This is a genomic window from uncultured Campylobacter sp., assembly GCF_938045595.1.
In the GTDB taxonomy this organism is placed as follows: domain Bacteria; phylum Campylobacterota; class Campylobacteria; order Campylobacterales; family Campylobacteraceae; genus Campylobacter_B.
The window spans coordinates 1-18,109 of sequence record NZ_CALIBB010000296.1; the positions used below are offsets into that span (position 1 = coordinate 1).

15 protein-coding genes are annotated in these 18,109 nt (G+C 47.3%); 4 read left to right on the forward strand and 11 right to left on the reverse strand.

What is annotated here, in order from left to right:
* Window positions 1-305 precede the first annotated feature (305 nt).
* The 3 genes from Q0340_RS11400 to Q0340_RS11410 all read left to right on the forward strand — a co-directional run bounded on the left by Q0340_RS11400 (window position 306) and on the right by Q0340_RS11410 (window position 3,442).
* Entirely contained in the window at window positions 306-1,742 is a 1,437-nt protein-coding gene (locus Q0340_RS11400) for a DUF4139 domain-containing protein (RefSeq protein WP_298083400.1), read from the forward strand.
* Between the two features lie 456 nt (window positions 1,743-2,198).
* Window positions 2,199-2,957 (forward strand): hypothetical protein, encoded by a 759-nt coding sequence (locus Q0340_RS11405; protein ID WP_298083401.1) that lies wholly within the window; start codon window positions 2,199-2,201, stop codon window positions 2,955-2,957.
* 47 nt (window positions 2,958-3,004) lie between these two features.
* Entirely contained in the window at window positions 3,005-3,442 is a 438-nt protein-coding gene (locus Q0340_RS11410) for a hypothetical protein (RefSeq protein WP_298083402.1), read from the forward strand.
* A gap of 390 nt (window positions 3,443-3,832) precedes the next feature.
* Here Q0340_RS11410 and Q0340_RS11415 read toward each other — a convergent pair whose 3' ends face one another.
* Together Q0340_RS11415 and Q0340_RS11420 are read right to left on the reverse strand one after the other, a co-directional pair.
* Window positions 3,833-4,405, reverse strand: a complete 573-nt coding sequence (locus Q0340_RS11415; protein ID WP_298083403.1) for an alpha/beta hydrolase — start codon at window positions 4,403-4,405, stop codon at window positions 3,833-3,835.
* A 60-nt stretch (window positions 4,406-4,465) separates the two neighbouring features.
* Window positions 4,466-5,287: a DUF364 domain-containing protein gene (locus Q0340_RS11420; RefSeq protein ID WP_298083404.1), complete on the reverse strand. Its 822-nt coding sequence runs from the start codon at window positions 5,285-5,287 to the stop codon at window positions 4,466-4,468.
* A gap of 241 nt (window positions 5,288-5,528) precedes the next feature.
* On the opposite strand from Q0340_RS11420, the gene Q0340_RS11425 reads away from it, so the two are divergent.
* Window positions 5,529-8,801, forward strand: coding sequence for a S8 family serine peptidase (locus tag Q0340_RS11425; RefSeq protein WP_298083405.1), 3,273 nt, complete (start codon window positions 5,529-5,531; stop codon window positions 8,799-8,801).
* A 669-nt stretch (window positions 8,802-9,470) separates the two neighbouring features.
* Here the strand turns inward: Q0340_RS11425 and Q0340_RS11430 are convergent.
* The 9 genes from Q0340_RS11430 to nrfD form a co-directional block, all read right to left on the reverse strand.
* On the reverse strand, window positions 9,471-9,980 hold the full coding sequence (locus tag Q0340_RS11430; protein ID WP_297879947.1) for a hypothetical protein: 510 nt from the start codon (window positions 9,978-9,980) through the stop codon (window positions 9,471-9,473).
* Window positions 9,977-10,930, reverse strand: coding sequence for a hypothetical protein (locus tag Q0340_RS11435; protein ID WP_298083406.1), 954 nt, complete (start codon window positions 10,928-10,930; stop codon window positions 9,977-9,979). The genes Q0340_RS11430 and Q0340_RS11435 overlap by 4 nt, the downstream gene beginning before the upstream one ends.
* Window positions 10,927-11,604 (reverse strand): ABC transporter ATP-binding protein, encoded by a 678-nt coding sequence (locus tag Q0340_RS11440; RefSeq protein WP_298083407.1) that lies wholly within the window; start codon window positions 11,602-11,604, stop codon window positions 10,927-10,929. The genes Q0340_RS11435 and Q0340_RS11440 overlap by 4 nt, the downstream gene beginning before the upstream one ends.
* On the reverse strand, window positions 11,601-12,710 hold the full coding sequence (locus tag Q0340_RS11445) for an FtsX-like permease family protein (protein WP_298083408.1): 1,110 nt from the start codon (window positions 12,708-12,710) through the stop codon (window positions 11,601-11,603). Before Q0340_RS11445 ends, Q0340_RS11440 begins: the two co-directional genes overlap by 4 nt.
* Entirely contained in the window at window positions 12,700-12,888 is a 189-nt protein-coding gene (locus Q0340_RS11450; RefSeq protein ID WP_295098450.1) for a hypothetical protein, read from the reverse strand. Before Q0340_RS11450 ends, Q0340_RS11445 begins: the two co-directional genes overlap by 11 nt.
* On the reverse strand, window positions 12,885-14,009 hold the full coding sequence (locus Q0340_RS11455) for a nitrous oxide reductase accessory protein NosL (RefSeq protein ID WP_298083409.1): 1,125 nt from the start codon (window positions 14,007-14,009) through the stop codon (window positions 12,885-12,887). The genes Q0340_RS11450 and Q0340_RS11455 overlap by 4 nt, the downstream gene beginning before the upstream one ends.
* A gap of 32 nt (window positions 14,010-14,041) precedes the next feature.
* The gene (locus Q0340_RS11460; protein ID WP_298083410.1) at window positions 14,042-14,875 is read right to left on the reverse strand and encodes a tetratricopeptide repeat protein; all 834 of its coding nucleotides are present in this window, start codon (window positions 14,873-14,875) and stop codon (window positions 14,042-14,044) included.
* Window positions 14,876-14,885: 10 nt separating this feature from the next.
* Entirely contained in the window at window positions 14,886-17,573 is a 2,688-nt protein-coding gene (gene ccsA / locus Q0340_RS11465) for a cytochrome c biogenesis protein CcsA (RefSeq protein WP_298083411.1), read from the reverse strand.
* A gap of 20 nt (window positions 17,574-17,593) precedes the next feature.
* Window positions 17,594-18,109 (reverse strand): NrfD/PsrC family molybdoenzyme membrane anchor subunit (gene nrfD, locus Q0340_RS11470; RefSeq protein WP_298083412.1); only part of this gene is annotated, 516 nt, incomplete at its 5' end.

Below are 18,109 nucleotides of genomic sequence, written 5' to 3' on the forward strand. Positions count from 1 at the left end.
TTTCAGAAATTTTACTACGCAAAATTTTAAAATTTATCGGTTTGACTTCGCGGATGAGCGAAGCTCGTCCTTGTAATAGAGGCTTCGAAATTTTAAAATTTTATCGCTTAGGCTGCGAGAGTGAGAGGACTTAATGAGCGCTAGCGGCGGTAAAATTTTAACGTCCGCGGCGGAGTTTTTACGGCGGCGAAATTTTAAAATTTCAAAGCGGGCGGTAGGGCCGGAATTTTAAAATTCGCTCCGAATTTTAAGCATAAAAATCAAAATTTATCGTTACAATTACGTAAAATTTTTAAGGAGCGAAAATGAAAAAAATAGTTCTTTTAAGCGCAGCTGCGGCGCTTGCCGTAAATTTAAGCGCGCAGGAAAACAGCCTTGAGATCTACGCGAACTCCGCCTTCTTGCATCAAAACTTCGGCGCGCAAAAATCAAACTTCAGCGTGAACGTACCGGAGTACTTGGATATCCGCAGCATCGAGATCGCGGGCTCTTGCGAAGTGCGCGAATTGTCTTTGGGAGAGATTGAGCCCGTGAAAAACGCAGAATTCGCCAAAAAAGAAGCAGACGAAAAGAGCCTGCGCGAGCTAAGCGACCGCCTGGTCGCGCTTAAGGCGCAGCAGCGCTTTTTAAGCGATTTTGCGAGCCTGAAAGATAGAAGTTTGGCAAGCCTAAAGACGGATTCGCAAAAAATTTACGACGAAGTCCTGCTTGTAGCGGGCGAAATTTCAAAGACGGACGAGCAAATCGGAAAGCTCAAAGAGAAAATTTCAAAATACCGGATCAAGAACGAACGCCGCTTAAACGCGAACTTTGACTGCGATCCGAGCTTCGTTAAGATCAGCTACCCCGTTGACGTAAGTGCCTACACACACAACGAGCTCTCTGCCGATCTTGCTAGCGGCAAAATCGAGGTCGCGCAAAAACTCTCGGTGCAAAATCCGCTAAACGCCGAGCTAGCGAATTTGACGATCGCGCTGTATCCTTACGAATACTCCTCGCAGACCGCGCCGCAGCCGTTTTACCCGTGGTACGAGGGCGAGCCTAGAAAGCCTGAGCCCGCGGCGGAGTATAAAAAGGACGTGATGCTAGAGGTGGCGGATATGCAGAGGGCGCCTGCGGCAGAGGCAAGATCGTCGTACGCAAGGACGGGCTCGAATATCGAAAGCTCGCTCTCAAAGGTGTGGAAAATTAGCGGCGTAAGCCTCAAGGCGGGCGAGGCGGGCGAGTTTAGCTTCGATAATCAGAGTCTGGATGCGAAATTTGATCTGCTCATCGATGGCTACGGCAGCGAGGCGGCCTACGTGCGGGCTAAATTTATCCCCGAAAGAAGCATAGAGGAGAGCGAAACGCTAATAAAGCTCGATGGCGTGCAGATCGGGCTCGTGCATCTAGGCTTTGCCGCAAACGCGGAGGCTACGGCGTATCTGGGTAAAAATAGTCTGATCGAAGTCAAAAAAGAGCAGGCGAACAACTTCACGAAAAACTCATTTTTCGGCGGCGAAAGTAAAAATTCCATGGCTTGGGATTACGAGATCAAAAATAGCTCCAAGCGCGCGTGGAACGTGGTTTTGCAAGAGCGAGCGCCCGTTTCGACGCATGAGGACGTAAAGGTCGCGCTGAAAAACTCGCCCGAGCAGAGCAGCCTCGGCAAGGACGGACTGCTTAGCTGGGACTTCGAGCTAAAGCCGGGCGAGAGCAAAAAGATCCACTTCGGCTATGAGCTAAGCAAGCCGAAGAAGTAACGAGCTTTGGCGCTCGCGGTTAAATTTTGCGCAGCGAAGTAGCTTTTTGCTGTGTGGCTAAATTTGATGTAGCACCGCTTTACGAGACGGACCCTCTTTCGCCGCGCCGCTGAATTTTACGTGGCAGACCGACTTTTTACGGCGCAATTAAATTTTGCGGGCATAAAACTAAGGCGCGGCTTTAGAGCTTATCTGAAATTTTTGGCGCCGTGCCGAGAGGAATTTGAGCGTGGCGAAAATTTAAATTTAAATGTTGCGGCGATTTAAAATTGGCTAGCGTTAGATATGAAATTTAGCGATGCAAAGAGGTTTTGGCGCTAGGCAGAAAACTTTGAGCGTCGCTAAAATTTATCTCAAATTTAAAAAGGTCGGGGCGATGAACGCGGAGCAAAGGTATAAATTTCACGGAGCGGCGAGGTGTGCGTTTGCTTCGCTGACAGCATTTAAAGGATCGTTATGAAATTTCGCAAACTTAAATTTAAAATTCTAGCCGCGGTGTTACTTCTAGCGGTAATACTCTGCGCCGCATTTATCCGTATAATTCCCGATTTTTCCACTTCGCGAGGCTTTGTGATAGTTTCTCTCTCCGACTACGACAAATACAAGCAAGGATACTGCCTTAAAGAGGATAGAATTTTACCCAAAGAGGAGCTATATAAAAGAGTAGCAGGGGCATATTTGGACTATGATGTAAAGCTATATTGGATGATTGATGATTATAGGTTAAAAACCTTCGGTAGATTTTGGTCCAGTAAATACGAGGTTGCATACTATGAACTAGAAAATATAAACTTATCAAATTGTTTTGAGGTATTAGAAAAATATTACCAAGAGGGAAAAACGACCGAGCAGATACTGATGAAAGAGCTAAAGGCTAAAAAAACCGATCCAAAGAAATATCTAAAAATAAATTTGAAAGATACGAGCGTTGGATTTGACAGACCGATAGTTAGGGTTGACGGCGACGATAAAGCTATTGCTGGCACTTTGTTTCTTGATAAATTTGCTATATTTAACGGTAATTATATGCAATTTAACCATTCTGAGTATATTTATGACTTGGTAACAAATTTTGACATTACTAGAGAGTATTATAAAAAGAGAAAAAATGCCGTAGTTGGTATCGGAAAAGGGTTTAAATTTGATAACTGCGGCAATATAAATTATCCGCTGGAAGAATATTATTTGGGCGGTAGAGATATAGAGATGCGCTAAATTCTCTAATATTAATTTCATTAAAAAATTTATGGGACTTAAGACCGATGGATGCGGAGCAAAGGTATAAATTTCACAGGACGGCGAGATATCTGCTCGCTTTGCCGATGGTTTTCTTGCTTGATTGGTGGGCAGCGGCTTTGATTTTGGCGGTTTTGCCTTTTGAGGACGCGCTAAGAATTACCGTTTTTGCGGCAATATTTGCGATTTTAGCTTGCGCGCTGTTTTGGTATTTGTTCAAAAGGTATAAAAATTTTAAGCCAAGCAAGCTGTTTGTAAAAAATCCAAATCTTAGTTTGCTGCTTTTTTCGGTAGAAAATTTATCGCTCGGCGCTTTTTACGGCGGGTTTTTGGCATGCTTCGCGGCGGGGTATTTTTGGGGCGAGCGTGCCGCCGGCTGGAGTGTGGCGTTCGCATTTGCGTTCGCGCCCGTTTGTTTGCTCGTTTTCGTGATTTCGTATATGTTTAACGAAAATAAAAACTAAACTTATCCGCCTTTCGCGCCCACTAAATTTTATCTCCTACGCAGCATGGGCTTGAACACGGATTTAGCTCGCGCGAGCCGAGTATGAAATTTCTCTGCGGGCAAAATTTTGCGAACGGATAAAATTCTCACTAGCCGCTGCGTTTTGAAATTTATATAAAACGCACTTATCCTTGCTGCAGCGTTTGCAAAATTTTAAAACGGCGCGGAACTTGCTTTTGCAAACGGCAATTGCACCGCGGGCTTATCTATTTATTTATGCGGGCAGCGAACTTTGAGCTAAAGACTAGACCCTTATCTTAGCTACAAAGCAAATCCGAACTCCAGCAGAGAAAAACGCGAGCTGCGCGAATGCAGTAGCAAAAACCGAGTAGGTGCGTTTACCCTAAGCCTAGCCCTTTAGCTTCATCATTTTTTCTAAAATTTCATACACGAGATCAAACTTCGTAAAGCCGTCTCTATCCAAAAAATGCCCACCCTTTTGCACCTCGTAAAACTTAGCATCGATCTGTTCCGCTAACTCGCGGCTGAAACTAAACGGCACGATATAATCATCCTTTGCGGCAACCACCGCGCGCTGTTTTGCGGCGGCTTTTATGCGCTCAAAATCAAAGCCTTTATCCATAAACTCGTCTAAAATTTTAAATTGCGGATCGCTAAGCGGCTTTGCAAGCCCCGAGACCAGCAGGGCGCCCTCTACTGCGCCGCTTGCGGCACTGCTTTGTAAGAAATTTAAGATCGTAGGGCAGCCGAGGCTGTGTCCGACCAGATAAACTTCGCCTTCAAATTTCACGCTTTCGCGTAGAGTTTTCAGCCACTCATCAAGCCTCGGATGCGCAGGCGTAGGCATCGCTAAAATTTCCGCCCTCGCGCCCGATTTTTCGATCTCGCCTTTGAGCCAGGCAAACCAATGGCTTTTAGGCGAAGCATCGTAGCCGTGCACGATATAGACGCACTTTTGCATATTTTTCTCCTTTAAATTTAAGTTCTTTACGCGCAAAATTTTAAAATTTCAATCCGCGCTTTAGCCCTTGCAAATCGTGATTTTATCGGCAAATTTACCCAAAAAATGATACCCCGAGCCCGCCTGCGCGATGATATCGAGCACCGCGTCCGCATCCCGCACGAGCGTGCCGCCCGCAAAGTCCACGCCGCGCTCAAACAGCGCCTGCGGCAGTAGCGGCGTGGTAGGCCCCACGAGCACGAGCTTGGCGCCGCTTTTTTTCAGGCGCAAAAGCCCATCGAGCGTATCGTTGATGAGCGTCGTAGCCGTGATTATCACGTTATCTGCGCGCGGCACGACGCTTGCAGCCTCGCTTGCGGGCAGATAAAACGGCAACTCGGCCTGCTTGAGCGTGCTTTTGTCAAGCTCTAAAATTTTAAAATCCGCGCCCTTTTTCATCAGCGTCTTGATGTAGGGCACCAGCGCGCCCACGACGACGCTAAAGCTGCCGCGCTCGATCTGCAGCTGCTCAAAGGGATCGGCGCCGAATTTTACGTCGTAATCCGCGTGAATTTTATCAAAACACGCCCTTCCAAGCGCATTTAGCGCGGCGAGCGCGAGCGTCTTTTTAAGCGGCGCGGCGGAGCCTAGATCGCGCAGCAGATAGCGCACGCTTTTGCCTGCGATATTGCCCGAATCGGGCATCGCGCTTGCTTGCGAGGGGCAGCAAACGGCGCCCGATAGGGACTTTAGCGGCGTATAGCTAAGCCCGCACGCGCCTCCTTGCAGCTTCACGCCGCTAAAAAACAGCCCCACGACCGCGCGCTCGATCTTAAGATCTAGCGCCCGGGCGCCTAAAATTTCTTTCGCGCACTCCAGCGTCTGATCTAAAATTTCGCTCATTTTCGCTCCTTTAATGTGGAATTTAGCGCCATTATAGCTTAAAATTTCGGCGCCCGTATTGATATAAATTTATTTGTTGAGCATTTATTTTATATGCCGTAATATATAAAAAGTTTAACTTACGCAAGCTCATTCCTTCTGGTATTATCTAAAATTTGTAATTGAAATTTCTTATTTATAATAATTAATATTTAATTTTAAGCAATGTATAATTAAATAAATTTTTTACGAAAGGATACCTATGAATTACGATCTAACATCGAAATTTACAAATTTGTACTGCAAAGAGCACTTAAACCTACCTACGCTATCCATAGCGGCATGTTTGCTGCTATCGGGTACTTGTCTAGGCGCCTATACCGAAACGGGAATGCTCGGTAATACGAGTAGTTGGGAGAGTGACGAATATAAAAAAGATTGGGGTTTAACCTCAATGAATGCTTCTACGGCTTATGCGCTAGGCTTTGACGGTAGCGGCGTAAAAATCGGCGTTATGGACTCGGGCGTACTGCTTAGCCACCCAGAATTTGGAGGCGGAAGGATAAATATTGTAAAAAGCAGTGGCGTATACGATAAAGACGGAATGAGATATCCCGATACTAAATATGGCAATTCACCCTTTAAGGCAGGTTCAAGCAGTGAATACGACGAGACAAATAAGGGTGAGTTTAAAAAGGGCGAAAAATTCGACATCGATGGCTCGTGGCAAGCAGGCGTAAATGATAGCCACGGCACGCATGTGAGTGGTACTATGGCTGCAAGCAGGGACGGTAACGGAATGCACGGCGTAGCGTATAAGTCAAATTTATACTCCGCAAATACAGGCGGCAACGATGGTATGACTTACGGACCGAATCAGGATTACAATTTTTTTCTAAAAGGTTACAACGCGCTTGCCGATGCAGGCGTCAGGGTAATCAACAATAGTTGGGGGTCAAATAGAAAGGTAAATTCCGCCTACTCAGGCGCTACTGGCTATAAACCATCCTCTGGCTTAAGGCATATAAACGAATACAATACGAACATCAGAGATACTATCAGCGTTACTGAAACCAACAACGCTAAAGATCATATGTATCTAAAAGATTTAAACGCAGCCAAGAAAGCTTACTACCAGTTTGTTACTAAAGGCGAGAAAAGCTTCATAGACGCCGCATACGAAGTAGCGGTCAAAAGGCAGGTCATTCAGGTTTTTACGGCGGGAAATAGAAGCCTTATGGCGGAGTCTTTTACTCGTGCAGCCCTGCCGTATTTTAGGCCTGATGCAGAAAAATACTGGGTAAATGTCACGGGACAAAATGGTACTTGGGGCTATCCTAACGGCAGTAACGCAAACGGCGAAGTAAGTGATGCACAGAGATTTAATCTCGCAGGAAATTCCAAATGGTGGACGATCGCCGCACCCGCTGCAGATATTTACTCCTCCACCGTAAATCTAAAAACTAAAAAGGCTTCATACGCTAGCTGGGGTGGTACCTCTATGGCGGCTCCACACGTAAGCGGTGCGTTAGGTGTCATATTCCAGCGCTATCCATATATGAATGCGGCACAGGTCCGCGATACGATGCTTACTACCGCAAGACAAACGACGCTTAGAGCAGGTCACGAAGGGCAACCCTTGGAGCGCTGGGGCAGTGACGGGCTCGGTGTACCAAGCAAAGTCTGGGGCTGGGGTATCTTAGACCTTGGCAAAGCGATGTTTGGTCCTGGGCAATTTTTAGGAAATTTCGACATTACCATGGATCAAGACGATATATGGAGCAACGATATATCTGATAAAGCTATCAAATTTAGAAAAATCGAGGATCAAAACGAAGCAGCCGTTTGGGCAGCAAGAAAAGCCATCCTTGCTTCAAAACAAAATTTAAGCCCAGAGGAAAAAGCTGAGCTTACTTTTGAGACCGCAAGAGAGAAGGCGAGAGCCGAGCGGGCCGCACAGGGCTATGAGGGTGCGCTCATCAAAAGAGGCAGCGGCACCTTAACACTTACGGGCGACAACACTTTCACCGGGGTTACCACTATCTATGGTGGCAAAATTTCGGCACTCAATCAATCAATCGGTAAAAGCAAACATATCGATGTACAAAATAGCGGCGAACTTGAAATCTTGCACTCTGCAGTATATAGGATACCTGAAAGGAACGGCTGGCGAAGCGTGAGCAAGGCAAGCGATGCAACCACCGTAAAAGCAACAATCAATAGCGGTGGTGCATTCGTAGTAAATGATGGCGTGAATAATTTAAATTTGAGCTTTAAGCAAGGCTCATTACTAAGAGCAGGGCAAGTTAATACTAGCGATCTTCAAAACCTCGTCGACAACCCCGGCTCTAAGAAAATTTTAACCGCCACGGGCACATTTAGCGGTGCAAATTTAGCAAGCACTCAGGATAGCTATGCGTTTTTCAAAACGAGCAAAGAGGAGGCGAGTGGCTCAAATTTACGCCTTTCGATCCAAAGTGGAACGAGTATGCAAGATTTTGCACTAAGCTCTTCGCAAAGAGCGTTCGCAGATCTACTCGTCGCCAATCGCGGTAGCGGAATTTATACGCAAATTTTAGGCTCAAACCATGCTCAAGCGCGAGAGTATTATAGCGCGTTCGCAAATGATGCTGAATTCGCTGCGGCAAATAATTCCGCGATAAATTCCATAATGATGGCAAGCGTCGTTAAAAACAGAGGTGGCGCGAATACCGTAAATATTGATAAAGACACTAGATTTTGGATCTTTTCGGGCACAAATCGAATTAAATCTGATAAAGATACCGGTATTGGTAAATTGCATTCCGATTCGTTCGTAAATTTAATCGGTATTGACTCTTTAATCGGCGATAGTTCAAGCGTCGGTGTATTTGTAGGCGCAGGGCGTACGGACGATAAAATAAGCGGCACCAAGGAGGTCAAAAGCAAGGATTTTCATAGCGGAATTTATTCCGACATCGGTTTTGAACCCGTTAAATTTAGCTTCGGTGCGATATATTCGAAATATGATCGAGATAGAAAGCTAATCTCATCGGTTTCGCCTATAGCTTACGAATATGTAGGCTCAAATGCCTCTAGTTTAAGTGCATTCGCACAGGTTTCTTATATGGGTTTTAGCAACGCGGACAGCTTTAGTGTAGAACCCTACGCTGGTGTTTCGCATACTCGCACGAAAATAGATAACGTCAGCAACTCTTTGATTCGCATTGAAAACAAAACGCGAAATTTACAAGCCGTAAGCGTTGGTATAAAACCTAGCGTTCCGTTTAGAATCGGCGGAGTAGGTTTAAGAGCAAGCGCAGACGTGGCATATAATCGCTTCTTTTCGGATAAGCAGCCGCAGGCTTATTTATACGTAAACGGGCTAGGTGGTACGCAGCTAAAAGGTGAGAGGTTACAAAACCTAACGACTGCCGAAGCAGGAATCGAGGCATCTCTTTCAAGCCGCGCTACGCTTAAGCTCTCCTACGTCGGAGCATATGGAAGCGATATTAAATCTAACGGCATAGGACTAAGATTGAGACTGGAATTTTAGTAGAAAGGTAATGATATCGGTGGCACCGAATTTTGAGCCAAGCGTTTTAATTTGGATCGAATTAGACATTTTTTAATTCTATGGCAAGACGGCGTAGGAGGTGCGAATTTCGCATTTTAAAGACGATAATTTTCGCGCCTCACGCCGAAAACCGTATAAAATTAACGAGCGAGTGCGGCCTGGAATTTTAACGCGGACGAAGCGGCCGATACAAGCAAGCGGTGCTGGCGGGTCAAATTTAAACGAGCAAGACGATGCGAGCAGGCAAATACGAGCTAAATTCCATAAGAGCGGACGAGCAAGAGTTTGGACATAGACGGGTAAATTTAACAATGGTAAGCCGATACAGGCTGAATTTTAGGCTAGCTTAATGAGCGAATGCGGGATAAATTTTAATGAATACGAATGGGCGCGAGCTCGGGCAAATACGAGCAAATTTAATAATTGTGAGCGAACGCAAACTCGGACTCGAGCTAAATTTAACGAAAGCGGCAGTAGCGGACAAATTTAATAAAAGCGGTAGTCATGAGTAAAAATTTAAGCGACGAGCCGTATCTGCGACAAGTCGCGCCCGCTGCGGAGTTAAATTTTATTTCTACCTGCCGCACGGTTAAATTTTATTTCCGATCCATCGCAGGACTAAATTTCATTTTCCGATCCGCCGAGAGGCTAAATTTTATTTTCAGATAGCAGGATGTTGATGAGTGGATTTAGCAGCGTCTCGCCGCGAGCGGCGCACAGCACGATCTCATCGTAGTAGTAGTCGCTCCTGCCGTAGTTGTGAAACTCATACGCGCCAAAGCCATATCCCATCGGCGTGATCTCGACGCGCGAGTACCAGGCGTCCTTGGCGATGATGTATTTTTCGGTGTCTTGCGAATAAACCCACACCACGATCTCATCTCTGTTTTTTTGCCGCATCAGCCACATAAAGACGTTTGCGATGTCGTTGAAAAAATATGTATCGCCGTTTGGCATAACGGCCTGAGCGGTGTTGTACAGATCGTTTATCACCGTGCCGCTCTCGTGGCATAGGTATTTGCCAAATTCGATCTGCAGCGGCTGCTTATCCGTATTGCCGTGGCGCACAGAAATTTTGGATTCGGCTATATCCATCGACGATATGAGCAGCCCCATCACGCAGGCGAGCAAAACCGCGGCAAAAATTTTCTTAATCATAGCAGCGCGCCCCGCACGAAGTAGTATTTGACGACGTAGGCGCTGCAGATGAGCGCGTTTAGAATGAGCCAGAACGAGGAGTATTTAAGCAGGTGGGTGTAGGCGCGCTTGGTGATGAGCTCTGTTAAAAACGGCACGATGCCGAAAAATATACCCAAAAACAGCGAGCCCCAAATCGCATAGCCGACGAAGTAATAATCCTTCAAAAGCATGCAATACGGGCATTTATGGTTGGGCTGCTCGTAAACGTAAAGCCCGAAAAAATAGGTGATCGCGTAGTATGCGACGAACAAAAAGAGCAAATTCAGAGCAAAGCTCGCCATCGACTGCTTTAAGAAATTTAAGATCAAAATGGCGCCTAATATCGCGTAGAAAAAGGTCGCCAAAAGCGCCTGCGTGTAGCCGAACGGTAGCTTCGGCGCGCGAAATACGACCGAGCAGCAAAACACCGGCACGCGCAGCGGAATATTGATAAAAAATAGAATTTCTAAAATAAACTCCGCCAAAACGCCCGTAAAAAGGATGGTAAAGATCAGGTATTTGCGCCGCAGATAGGGAAATTTGCCCGCTTTAAGATCGAGGCTGTTTAAAATAAGCCAGAGCCCAAAGCCGAAGATCAGTAAAATTTTTAAAAGCAGCAGGATATTGCCGTAGCGGTTCGAGCCCACGACGCCTGCGGAACACATCGCGCCTGGCACGACCGAAGAGAGCTCGTTTAGGCAGAGCGCGAAAAATATAAACAAAATGATCTTGCACGCTATCGTGAAGAACAAAATGGTGTTGATGAGATAGTTTCTTTTCTCCAGGGCGTATTGTAAATTTGAGGTGGCGTTAAAGTCCCAGTAGCGCATGATCCGCACGATGTGAAACTGCGAGATCGCCATCAACGCTATTACGATCAGCTCCACGGCCAAAAACGCGATCACGCTACCCGATAAAAATACGCTCATGCTGAAATTTCTCCGTCTTTTAAAAACACGTATTGATCTACGAAGCTTAGCTCGTCGAAGAGTATGTCGTGCGTCGCGATCAAAACGGTTTTTTTAAGCTCTTTGAGCTTTGAGAGCATTTCGATAAAGCCGAGCGAGTTTTGTTTGTCTAAATTTGCCGTCGGCTCATCGGCCAAGATGATCTGCGGATTCATCACGAGCGCCCTTGCGATAGCGCAGCGCTGCTTCTCGCCGCCGCTAAGGCTCGAGACGATCTGATCTTTTTTATGCGCGATATTAGCAATCTGCATCGCTTCATCTATGCGCGCGCCAAGCTCATCTCTGCTCAGCCGCTCAAGGCTAAGCGGCGCAAGGACGTTTTTATAGACGCTAAGCGCCTCAAGCAGGTTGAAAGACTGAAATATAAAGCCGATTTTTTTGTGGCGATACGCGGAGCTTTCGATATCGGCGAGCTTGGAAACGTTTGCGCCGTCAACTAAAACCTCGCCGCTACTCGGCTTAGAAAGCGCGCCTATGATGGATAGAAGCGTGCTTTTGCCGCTGCCGCTGACCCCTTTTAAGATTACGATCTGCCCTTCCTCGACGCTTAAGCTTATGTTTTTTAAAGCGCGAAATTCATTCGCCCTGCCCTCGTTGTAAATTTTATAAAGCTGCTTAATCTCTATCTTGCTCATTTGACCGCCTCGCTCATATCGCCTATAGCGATGCGCCAGGATGGGATGATGACGAAGGCTAAAAACGGGATCACGCTAAAGACGAAGATCAAAAAGAGCATATTGAAATTTATCGCGGGCGTGAAGGTGATGAAATTTCGCAGCTCGCCGCCTAAGAATATATCGCGCAGAAGCGGCGCATCCAGGATAAAAACATAAGCATAAGCGCCCGCGACGCCGAGTAGATAAGCGCTTAGCGAGACGATGAAATTTTGGATAAATTTCATCGCGATGATGTCTTTAATACAAAAGCCTATACTGCGCAAGATCGCGATCTCTTTTTTCTTCTCGCCGTATGCGAGCGAAATTTGATTTTTCAGCAAGATGAAAAACGAGATCATCGCCACGGCGTAAAGCACCATAAAAATTCCACCCTTGTAATAATACAGATGCCTCACTTCGGCTACCGCATCCTCGGCACTAAGGACTTCCGTGTTGGGGTATAAATTTACGATCTTAAGCGCTACTTCGCTTACTTCGTTGGGGTTGGGCACGCTTACGTAGAGCTTCGTGTATTCGCCCTCCTTCAGGCTTAGCACCTCGCGCGCGGTATCGGGGTTGAGATAGATCACGTCGTTTGAGACGATGCTGCTTTCGTGCGGCGAAATTTTATTAATCTTAATCGCGATTAGGCGCTGTTCGGTTAAGAAGTGAAACTCGTCCTCATAGTACCACTCGCCCATCGCCGCTTTTACCCCCTCGCCTACGATCATTTCGTTTTCGCTCAGGCTTTCGTCGCCTACGATATGAAACCAAACGCGCTTTTGGGCGAAGTAATACATCCCGTCCACGGCGCCCTGCACTTCACTGACGCCCGCGATTTTAGAGATATCGTAGATATAGCCGTCGTGCATCAGGTCGCGTTTGCCGGCGCGCAGAGCCTCTACGACGATGTCGGGTCTGAGCTTGATGACCTTTTCAAGATCGTTTTGAATGGAGCCCGAGATGAAAAGCACCGAGCTTAAAATAAAAACGATAAATGCAAATATTGCGAAGCTAAAGGAGTGATCGGCTCTGTCTTTTCGCAGCAGAGTTACGGAGTAGTCGATGAAGTTTTTACTTATCATAGACGAACTCCGCGTATGCTTTGCTCTTAAAGCTGCTTGAGAGCCGCACGTCCTTTATCTCGCGCGCTAGCTTTTGCAGACACTGCTCGCCCTTTGCGCGATCAAAGCTTACATAATGCACCGCGATGAGCGCGTAAAGGGCGGCAAAAAAGATCATTAAAGCGCAAATGAGCCTCATAGCCCTTCTACTACGCTCTCTTGAATTTCATCAAATTTAAGTACACTCTTGCCTCCGTGATCTTTAGCGAAGGTCTTAGCCGCGCTCTCGCTTTCAAATGGAATGAGCTCGTCACCCATCGGTCCTAAGACGTTGGAGCCGAGCACGAAAAAGGCGCTTTTAGCGTCGATCTTATGAAGCTTATAGTAGTCGGTTACGAAAATTTTATCAAAGCCCTTGCCCTTTTGGAAGTAGTATTTCATCATATCTTTCACGCCGTCAAAATACAAGTTCTCGCCGCCCTGAACCTCTATCATCGCCGCCCAGTTAGGGTTTTTGCCCACTAGCATGCCGCAGACCGGGCATTTAGCACCCTCGGGCACGACGATCTTTTCAGGCTTTTTCGCTTTTGTATCTTTACCGCTGCTGCCTAAATTTGCCGGGGCATCCCATAGATACAGCGCCGCGGCTTGCAGGTGTTTGTCGTACTCAGGCTCCTTGCTCGCGCCTTTTGCGTCGCAAACATTTTTGAGATGAGCTTTAAGCTCGGAGATGGCTTTAAAGCTTTTCGCTTCGGTTTTAGCGCAGTTTGTTTCGTAAAATTCTTTACCGTGCGCGTAAACGCCGCCCTCGCGCTTGGCTTTGATCATCTTGTTATCGCCCGCGAAGTCCTGCCCCGCAATCTCGTAGGCTTTGGCAAAGTTTACTATCTCGCCGCCGTTTTCGGCTTGAAATTCTTTCGCGTCGGCTTCGGTTGAGAAGGCGTATTTGCTATTACGGCTCATCGTGCCTTTGACCTTGCTGCCCACGACGTAAAAGGCTTTATTTACGTCGATCAAATTTAGATTTTTCGTATCGACGACCTGCGCATCGCTTGGAATTTTTCCCTCCGTTAGCTCGTACAAGCAGTGCAGAGAAGCTACTTGCTTGCCGTTCCAAACGTGATTAGTTTTATAGAATTTAACCAAATTCATTCCGCAAACGGCGCAGTATTCTTTGCCCTCGCCGCTTCCTACAAGCGTAGCCTTGCTAGGATCCACGCTTTGAAACATCGGCTGTGCCGGCTTATTAGCCCCATCCATCGAGGCACCGCAAACGAGCGCAACAAGCGCAGCCGAAGCTAAAAACGAACGTAAAATCATACTATCTCCTTAAAAATTTTAATATTTCAAATTTACTTACTAATCGAGTTCAAAAATTCCAAATTCTCGCATCCCATCTTGATGCCGCCGTCGCAGCTTTTTTTGAAAAACTCTTTTGCTTTGGCGTTATCGGACTTCACGCCCTTACCCTCGGCATACATTATGGCTAAATTATTGCAGCCGTCGAAGTGGCCGAGGTTGCACGCCTTTTCATACTGCTGCTTTGCTTGCTTATAATCCTGGTCCACCCCCTGCCCGAAGGCGTATAGATAGCCTAGATTGTTGCAGCCGATGCCGATGTCGCCGCCGCAGGCTTTTTCATAAAAAATTTTAGCCTTCGCGAAGCTTTGCTGCACGCCTTCGCCCTTTAGATACAGATAGCCCAGGTTGTTGCAGCCCATCATATCGCCGTAGGTGCAGGCCTTTTCATAAAGGCTCGCCGCCTTGGCTACGTCCTTTGTAAGCCCGGCGCCGTTTGCATATAAAAGCCCGAGCGAGGTGCAGCCTTCGTTATCTTTGCAGGCTTTTTCGTAATAAGCCGCGGCTTTGGTGAAATTTTGATCCGCGCCGTTGCCGCTTTCGTAGATATAGCCTAGATTGTTGCACGCAAGCGCAAATTTAGCGCTGCACGCCTTCTCGTAGAGACTGATCGCTTTTTCGAAATTTTTCTCTACGTTGCCGGTGCCCTCAAAATATAAAACGGCTAGATTATAGCATCCCGAAGCTTTATTTTCCAAACCGCACGCTCGCTCGTAAATTTCTGCGAGTTTTTTATGATCGCCGCTTTGCTGCGCTTGAATGCCCTCGCTGATAAAGCCCGCATTTGCCGCGGCAGCCAAGGCTAACGCTATTAGAAATTTTTTCAAATTTACTCCTTTATATCGTTTTTACGTCCCTGCCCCTGAAGGCAAGAGCGATTATTAAAAAGATTACCGCTATTATACAATAAAACGGCGCGGGTATCTGCGGCGCATCTCCCGCGGCATAAGAGTGCATGCCGGTGAGGTAGAAATTTACGCCGAAATAGGTCATTATGATCGAGCTATACGCAAGCATCGAGCTCACGCAATAAACATAGATCGAGCCGAGTTTCGGGATAAATTTTAGATGCAGCACGATCGCATAGACGATGATCGAGACATACGACCAGGTCTCTTTGCTATCCCAGCCCCAGTATCGGCCCCAGCTCTCATTCGCCCACACGCCGCCGAAGAAATTTCCGAGCGTCAGCATCGAAAGCCCCACGATGAGGCTGATCTCGTTGATTGCCGTTATATATCTGATCTGAGCGTTGAGCCGCTCGCGATTAGCGCCGTTTTTAAGCGCCATCAAAATAAGAGCCAAAAGCCCGAGCAAGCAGCTAAGCCCTAAAAATCCGTAGCTAGCCGTGATAACCGAGACGTGGATGCTAAGCCAATAGGACTTTAGCACCGGCACGAGGTTAGTAATCTGCGGATTTACGAAGCTCATATGCGCTACTAGCATCACGATGCTAGCCAGCAAGCAGCTTGCGCTTAGCGTAAGTAGGGACTTTCTAAAAAATATGATCCCTGCAAGCGCCGCCGACCAACCGATGTAGATCATCGACTCATAGCTATCGCTCCACGGCGCGTGAGCCGCTACGTACCAGCGCAGCGCGAGCGCGAGGGTATGTGCCGTAAAACATATTGCAAAGGCTGCAAATAAAATTTTTTGCGTGAGCGTGAAGCGCTTACCGCAAAGTGCGCCGAAAAGCGCCAAAACAAGAGCTATGCCTCCTAGGATTATATAGCAATAAACTAGCTTTTTGAAAACCGAAGCTTTGTTGTAAAACACCTCGGCCTTGACGCGGCTAACGCTTGGAAGAATAGCCGCCGAGGTGGCTCTTTGGTAGTTTTTCAGCTCCGCAAGTGCTGCATCCGCTTTAGCCCAATCATTATCCGAAATTCCATCTTGCAAGCCGTTTAGATAGTCGTTTAGCACGCCTTTGATCTGCGGAGCAATACTATAATCCGCAAAGGCGTCGTTCGGCGAGAGCCAGGTGTTTTGCGGGTCGTTCGGCACGGGGATAAATTTAAAAAACACCCCTCTAAAGGTCAGATACGCGATGTTTAGCCGCTCGTCGAATTTAATCAGCTCGTTATCGAGCACGCCGCGGCGCGAGGCGCTTTTTTCATTCGCCTCGTCCAGGGCGTGGGCGAGCTTGTAGTTGCCGTTTTCATCAAAGACCGAATTAAAGCTCGCATATCGCTCCTGCGGCGCCAAGCCTAGCATCTTTTTGATCTCGTCGTTTTTGATCTTGATGATCTTTTGATCGCGCCAAAACGCGGGATTTAGGCTCATTCCTAGGATCATCTGCTCGGCGCTTAGACCGTAAAGCCCCTCCGTGCCTGAAATTTTATTTACGATCTCGCTTGCTTCGGTGCTAAGCGGCTTGATCCTACCCATGTAATCTTGCACCAAAAGCTCCGCGAACGCGCCGTTTGCGTGAACGCGCGAGTTGGCTTTAAGGTTTGCTAGATAGTTTTCATCCGCGGCGCGAAGCTCAATGCTAAAAAAAAGCGGCGCGATTAGAAGAAGCGCGGCGGGCGCATTATTTTTGATAAATTTAGCGAGCTTTTTAAACCTGCTGCCGGCGGTAAAAAGATTTCCAATAAATCCGACGCAAAGCAAGAAATAGCCGAAATAAGTGGGGATTTTACCCGGATCGCGATTAAGCTCCAGCACCGTGCCCAGCTCGTCGGTATCGTAGGAGGATTGAAAGAGCTTAAAGCCGCCAAAGCTTAGCGGGTGGTTCATATAAATTTCATGCTCCCCCACGCTCTTGCCCTCTTTTAAAATTTCAACGTCGCTGGCGTAGGATGACGGGCTTTGCGAGCCCGGGTAGCGCTCGAGCTTAAATTTCAAAAGCTTTACCGCAAACGGAAGCTCTATGAGTTTCGAGCCCCAGCTTAGCATTATCTCCTCGCCGTCAAAGTTTAAAATTTTAGGCTCACCCAGCCAGCCCGCGCCGCCGCGCAGCTGCGCTTCTTGCTCGCTTCCGCCCTCAAAGCCCGCTTTTACCGCAAGCGTGCTCTGCTCGCCTTTGGGCGCGGGTTTGTAGGAGCTAAATTTGACGGTGAAGCTTTTAGAATTTATACTTTGCGTGAAGCTAAAATCGTTATCGCCGATCTGGGATAGATTTAGCGGATGCTCGAACAGCGCGTCTTGCGTGCGGATTTGCAAGTATGGTTTGACGCTCACCATCTCGTTTTCGCTTTCGCCCGCCCTTACGTGCAGCACGCCCTCGGTGCCGAAATAGCGCGTCAGCGCCGCGCCGATAAAGATAACGATAAATGCCGCGTGAAGGACGAAGGAGCCGAAGCGGCGCCACATTTTAGATTTTATGATTATTCCGAGCAGGCAAAGCGTCGCAGCGCCCATGACGCACTCATACCAGCGCGCCTCATAGACTAAAATTTTAGCAGTTTGCGTATCGTAAATGCTCTCTAAAAAGGTTGCGACGCCGGCACCTGCGGCTAGAATGAAAAGGAGGCAGAGCGCAAATTTGTAAGAAGTGAAAAATCTAAATAAATTTACGCCCAAAATCGCCTCTTTCGAATTTTTTACATTATTATATCGTAAGTTTGACCTGCGTATAGTATAAACATTCTAAGAAGTAATACTCCGACCACGCTGGCAAGCGCGCTAACGTAGAACGCAAACGCAGAGTGAGCGATCTTTTTGCCCAGTGCGAAATTTAAAACTAGCGGTACGCAAAAGCCTACGCCCACGACGCCTAGCCAAAATAGCTGAGCGTAAACGCCTTCGCTAAAGGCGACGCTGGCGGCTTTTTGCACGTCGCTGCCCGTTACTAGCGAGACGAAAATCATGCCGATTAGTAAAATTTCCATCGCTAAAACCGGCCACTCGACGGCGTGCAAGGTTTTTAGATCGCCGCCGTGCAGCTCAGCTTTAAAGAAAAGCGCGGCTATTAGGCTTGAGCCCGCAATACCCGCCGATAAGCCCGATGCCACGAAAAGCGCGGGTAAAACGGCGGTATTAAGGATAGGAAATCTAACTAAAACCGAGATCAAAAAGCCCGTATAGGCGCAGATCGCGACCGCAAAAACAAGCGTAAG

Coding starts and splice junctions, on each gene's coding strand:
- Q0340_RS11455 (WP_298083409.1), bottom strand. CDS start 14,009: ATGATTTTACGTTCGTTTTTAGCTTCGGCTGCGCTTGTTGCGCTCGTT.
- Q0340_RS11405 (WP_298083401.1), top strand. CDS start 2,199: ATGAAATTTCGCAAACTTAAATTTAAAATTCTAGCCGCGGTGTTACTT.
- Q0340_RS11415 (WP_298083403.1), bottom strand. CDS start 4,405: ATGCAAAAGTGCGTCTATATCGTGCACGGCTACGATGCTTCGCCTAAA.
- Q0340_RS11400 (WP_298083400.1), top strand. CDS start 306: ATGAAAAAAATAGTTCTTTTAAGCGCAGCTGCGGCGCTTGCCGTAAAT.
- Q0340_RS11440 (WP_298083407.1), bottom strand. CDS start 11,604: ATGAGCAAGATAGAGATTAAGCAGCTTTATAAAATTTACAACGAGGGC.
- Q0340_RS11420 (WP_298083404.1), bottom strand. CDS start 5,287: ATGAGCGAAATTTTAGATCAGACGCTGGAGTGCGCGAAAGAAATTTTA.
- Q0340_RS11435 (WP_298083406.1), bottom strand. CDS start 10,930: ATGAGCGTATTTTTATCGGGTAGCGTGATCGCGTTTTTGGCCGTGGAG.
- Q0340_RS11425 (WP_298083405.1), top strand. CDS start 5,529: ATGAATTACGATCTAACATCGAAATTTACAAATTTGTACTGCAAAGAG.
- Q0340_RS11450 (WP_295098450.1), bottom strand. CDS start 12,888: ATGAGGCTCATTTGCGCTTTAATGATCTTTTTTGCCGCCCTTTACGCG.
- Q0340_RS11430 (WP_297879947.1), bottom strand. CDS start 9,980: ATGATTAAGAAAATTTTTGCCGCGGTTTTGCTCGCCTGCGTGATGGGG.
- Q0340_RS11445 (WP_298083408.1), bottom strand. CDS start 12,710: ATGATAAGTAAAAACTTCATCGACTACTCCGTAACTCTGCTGCGAAAA.
- Q0340_RS11410 (WP_298083402.1), top strand. CDS start 3,005: ATGGATGCGGAGCAAAGGTATAAATTTCACAGGACGGCGAGATATCTG.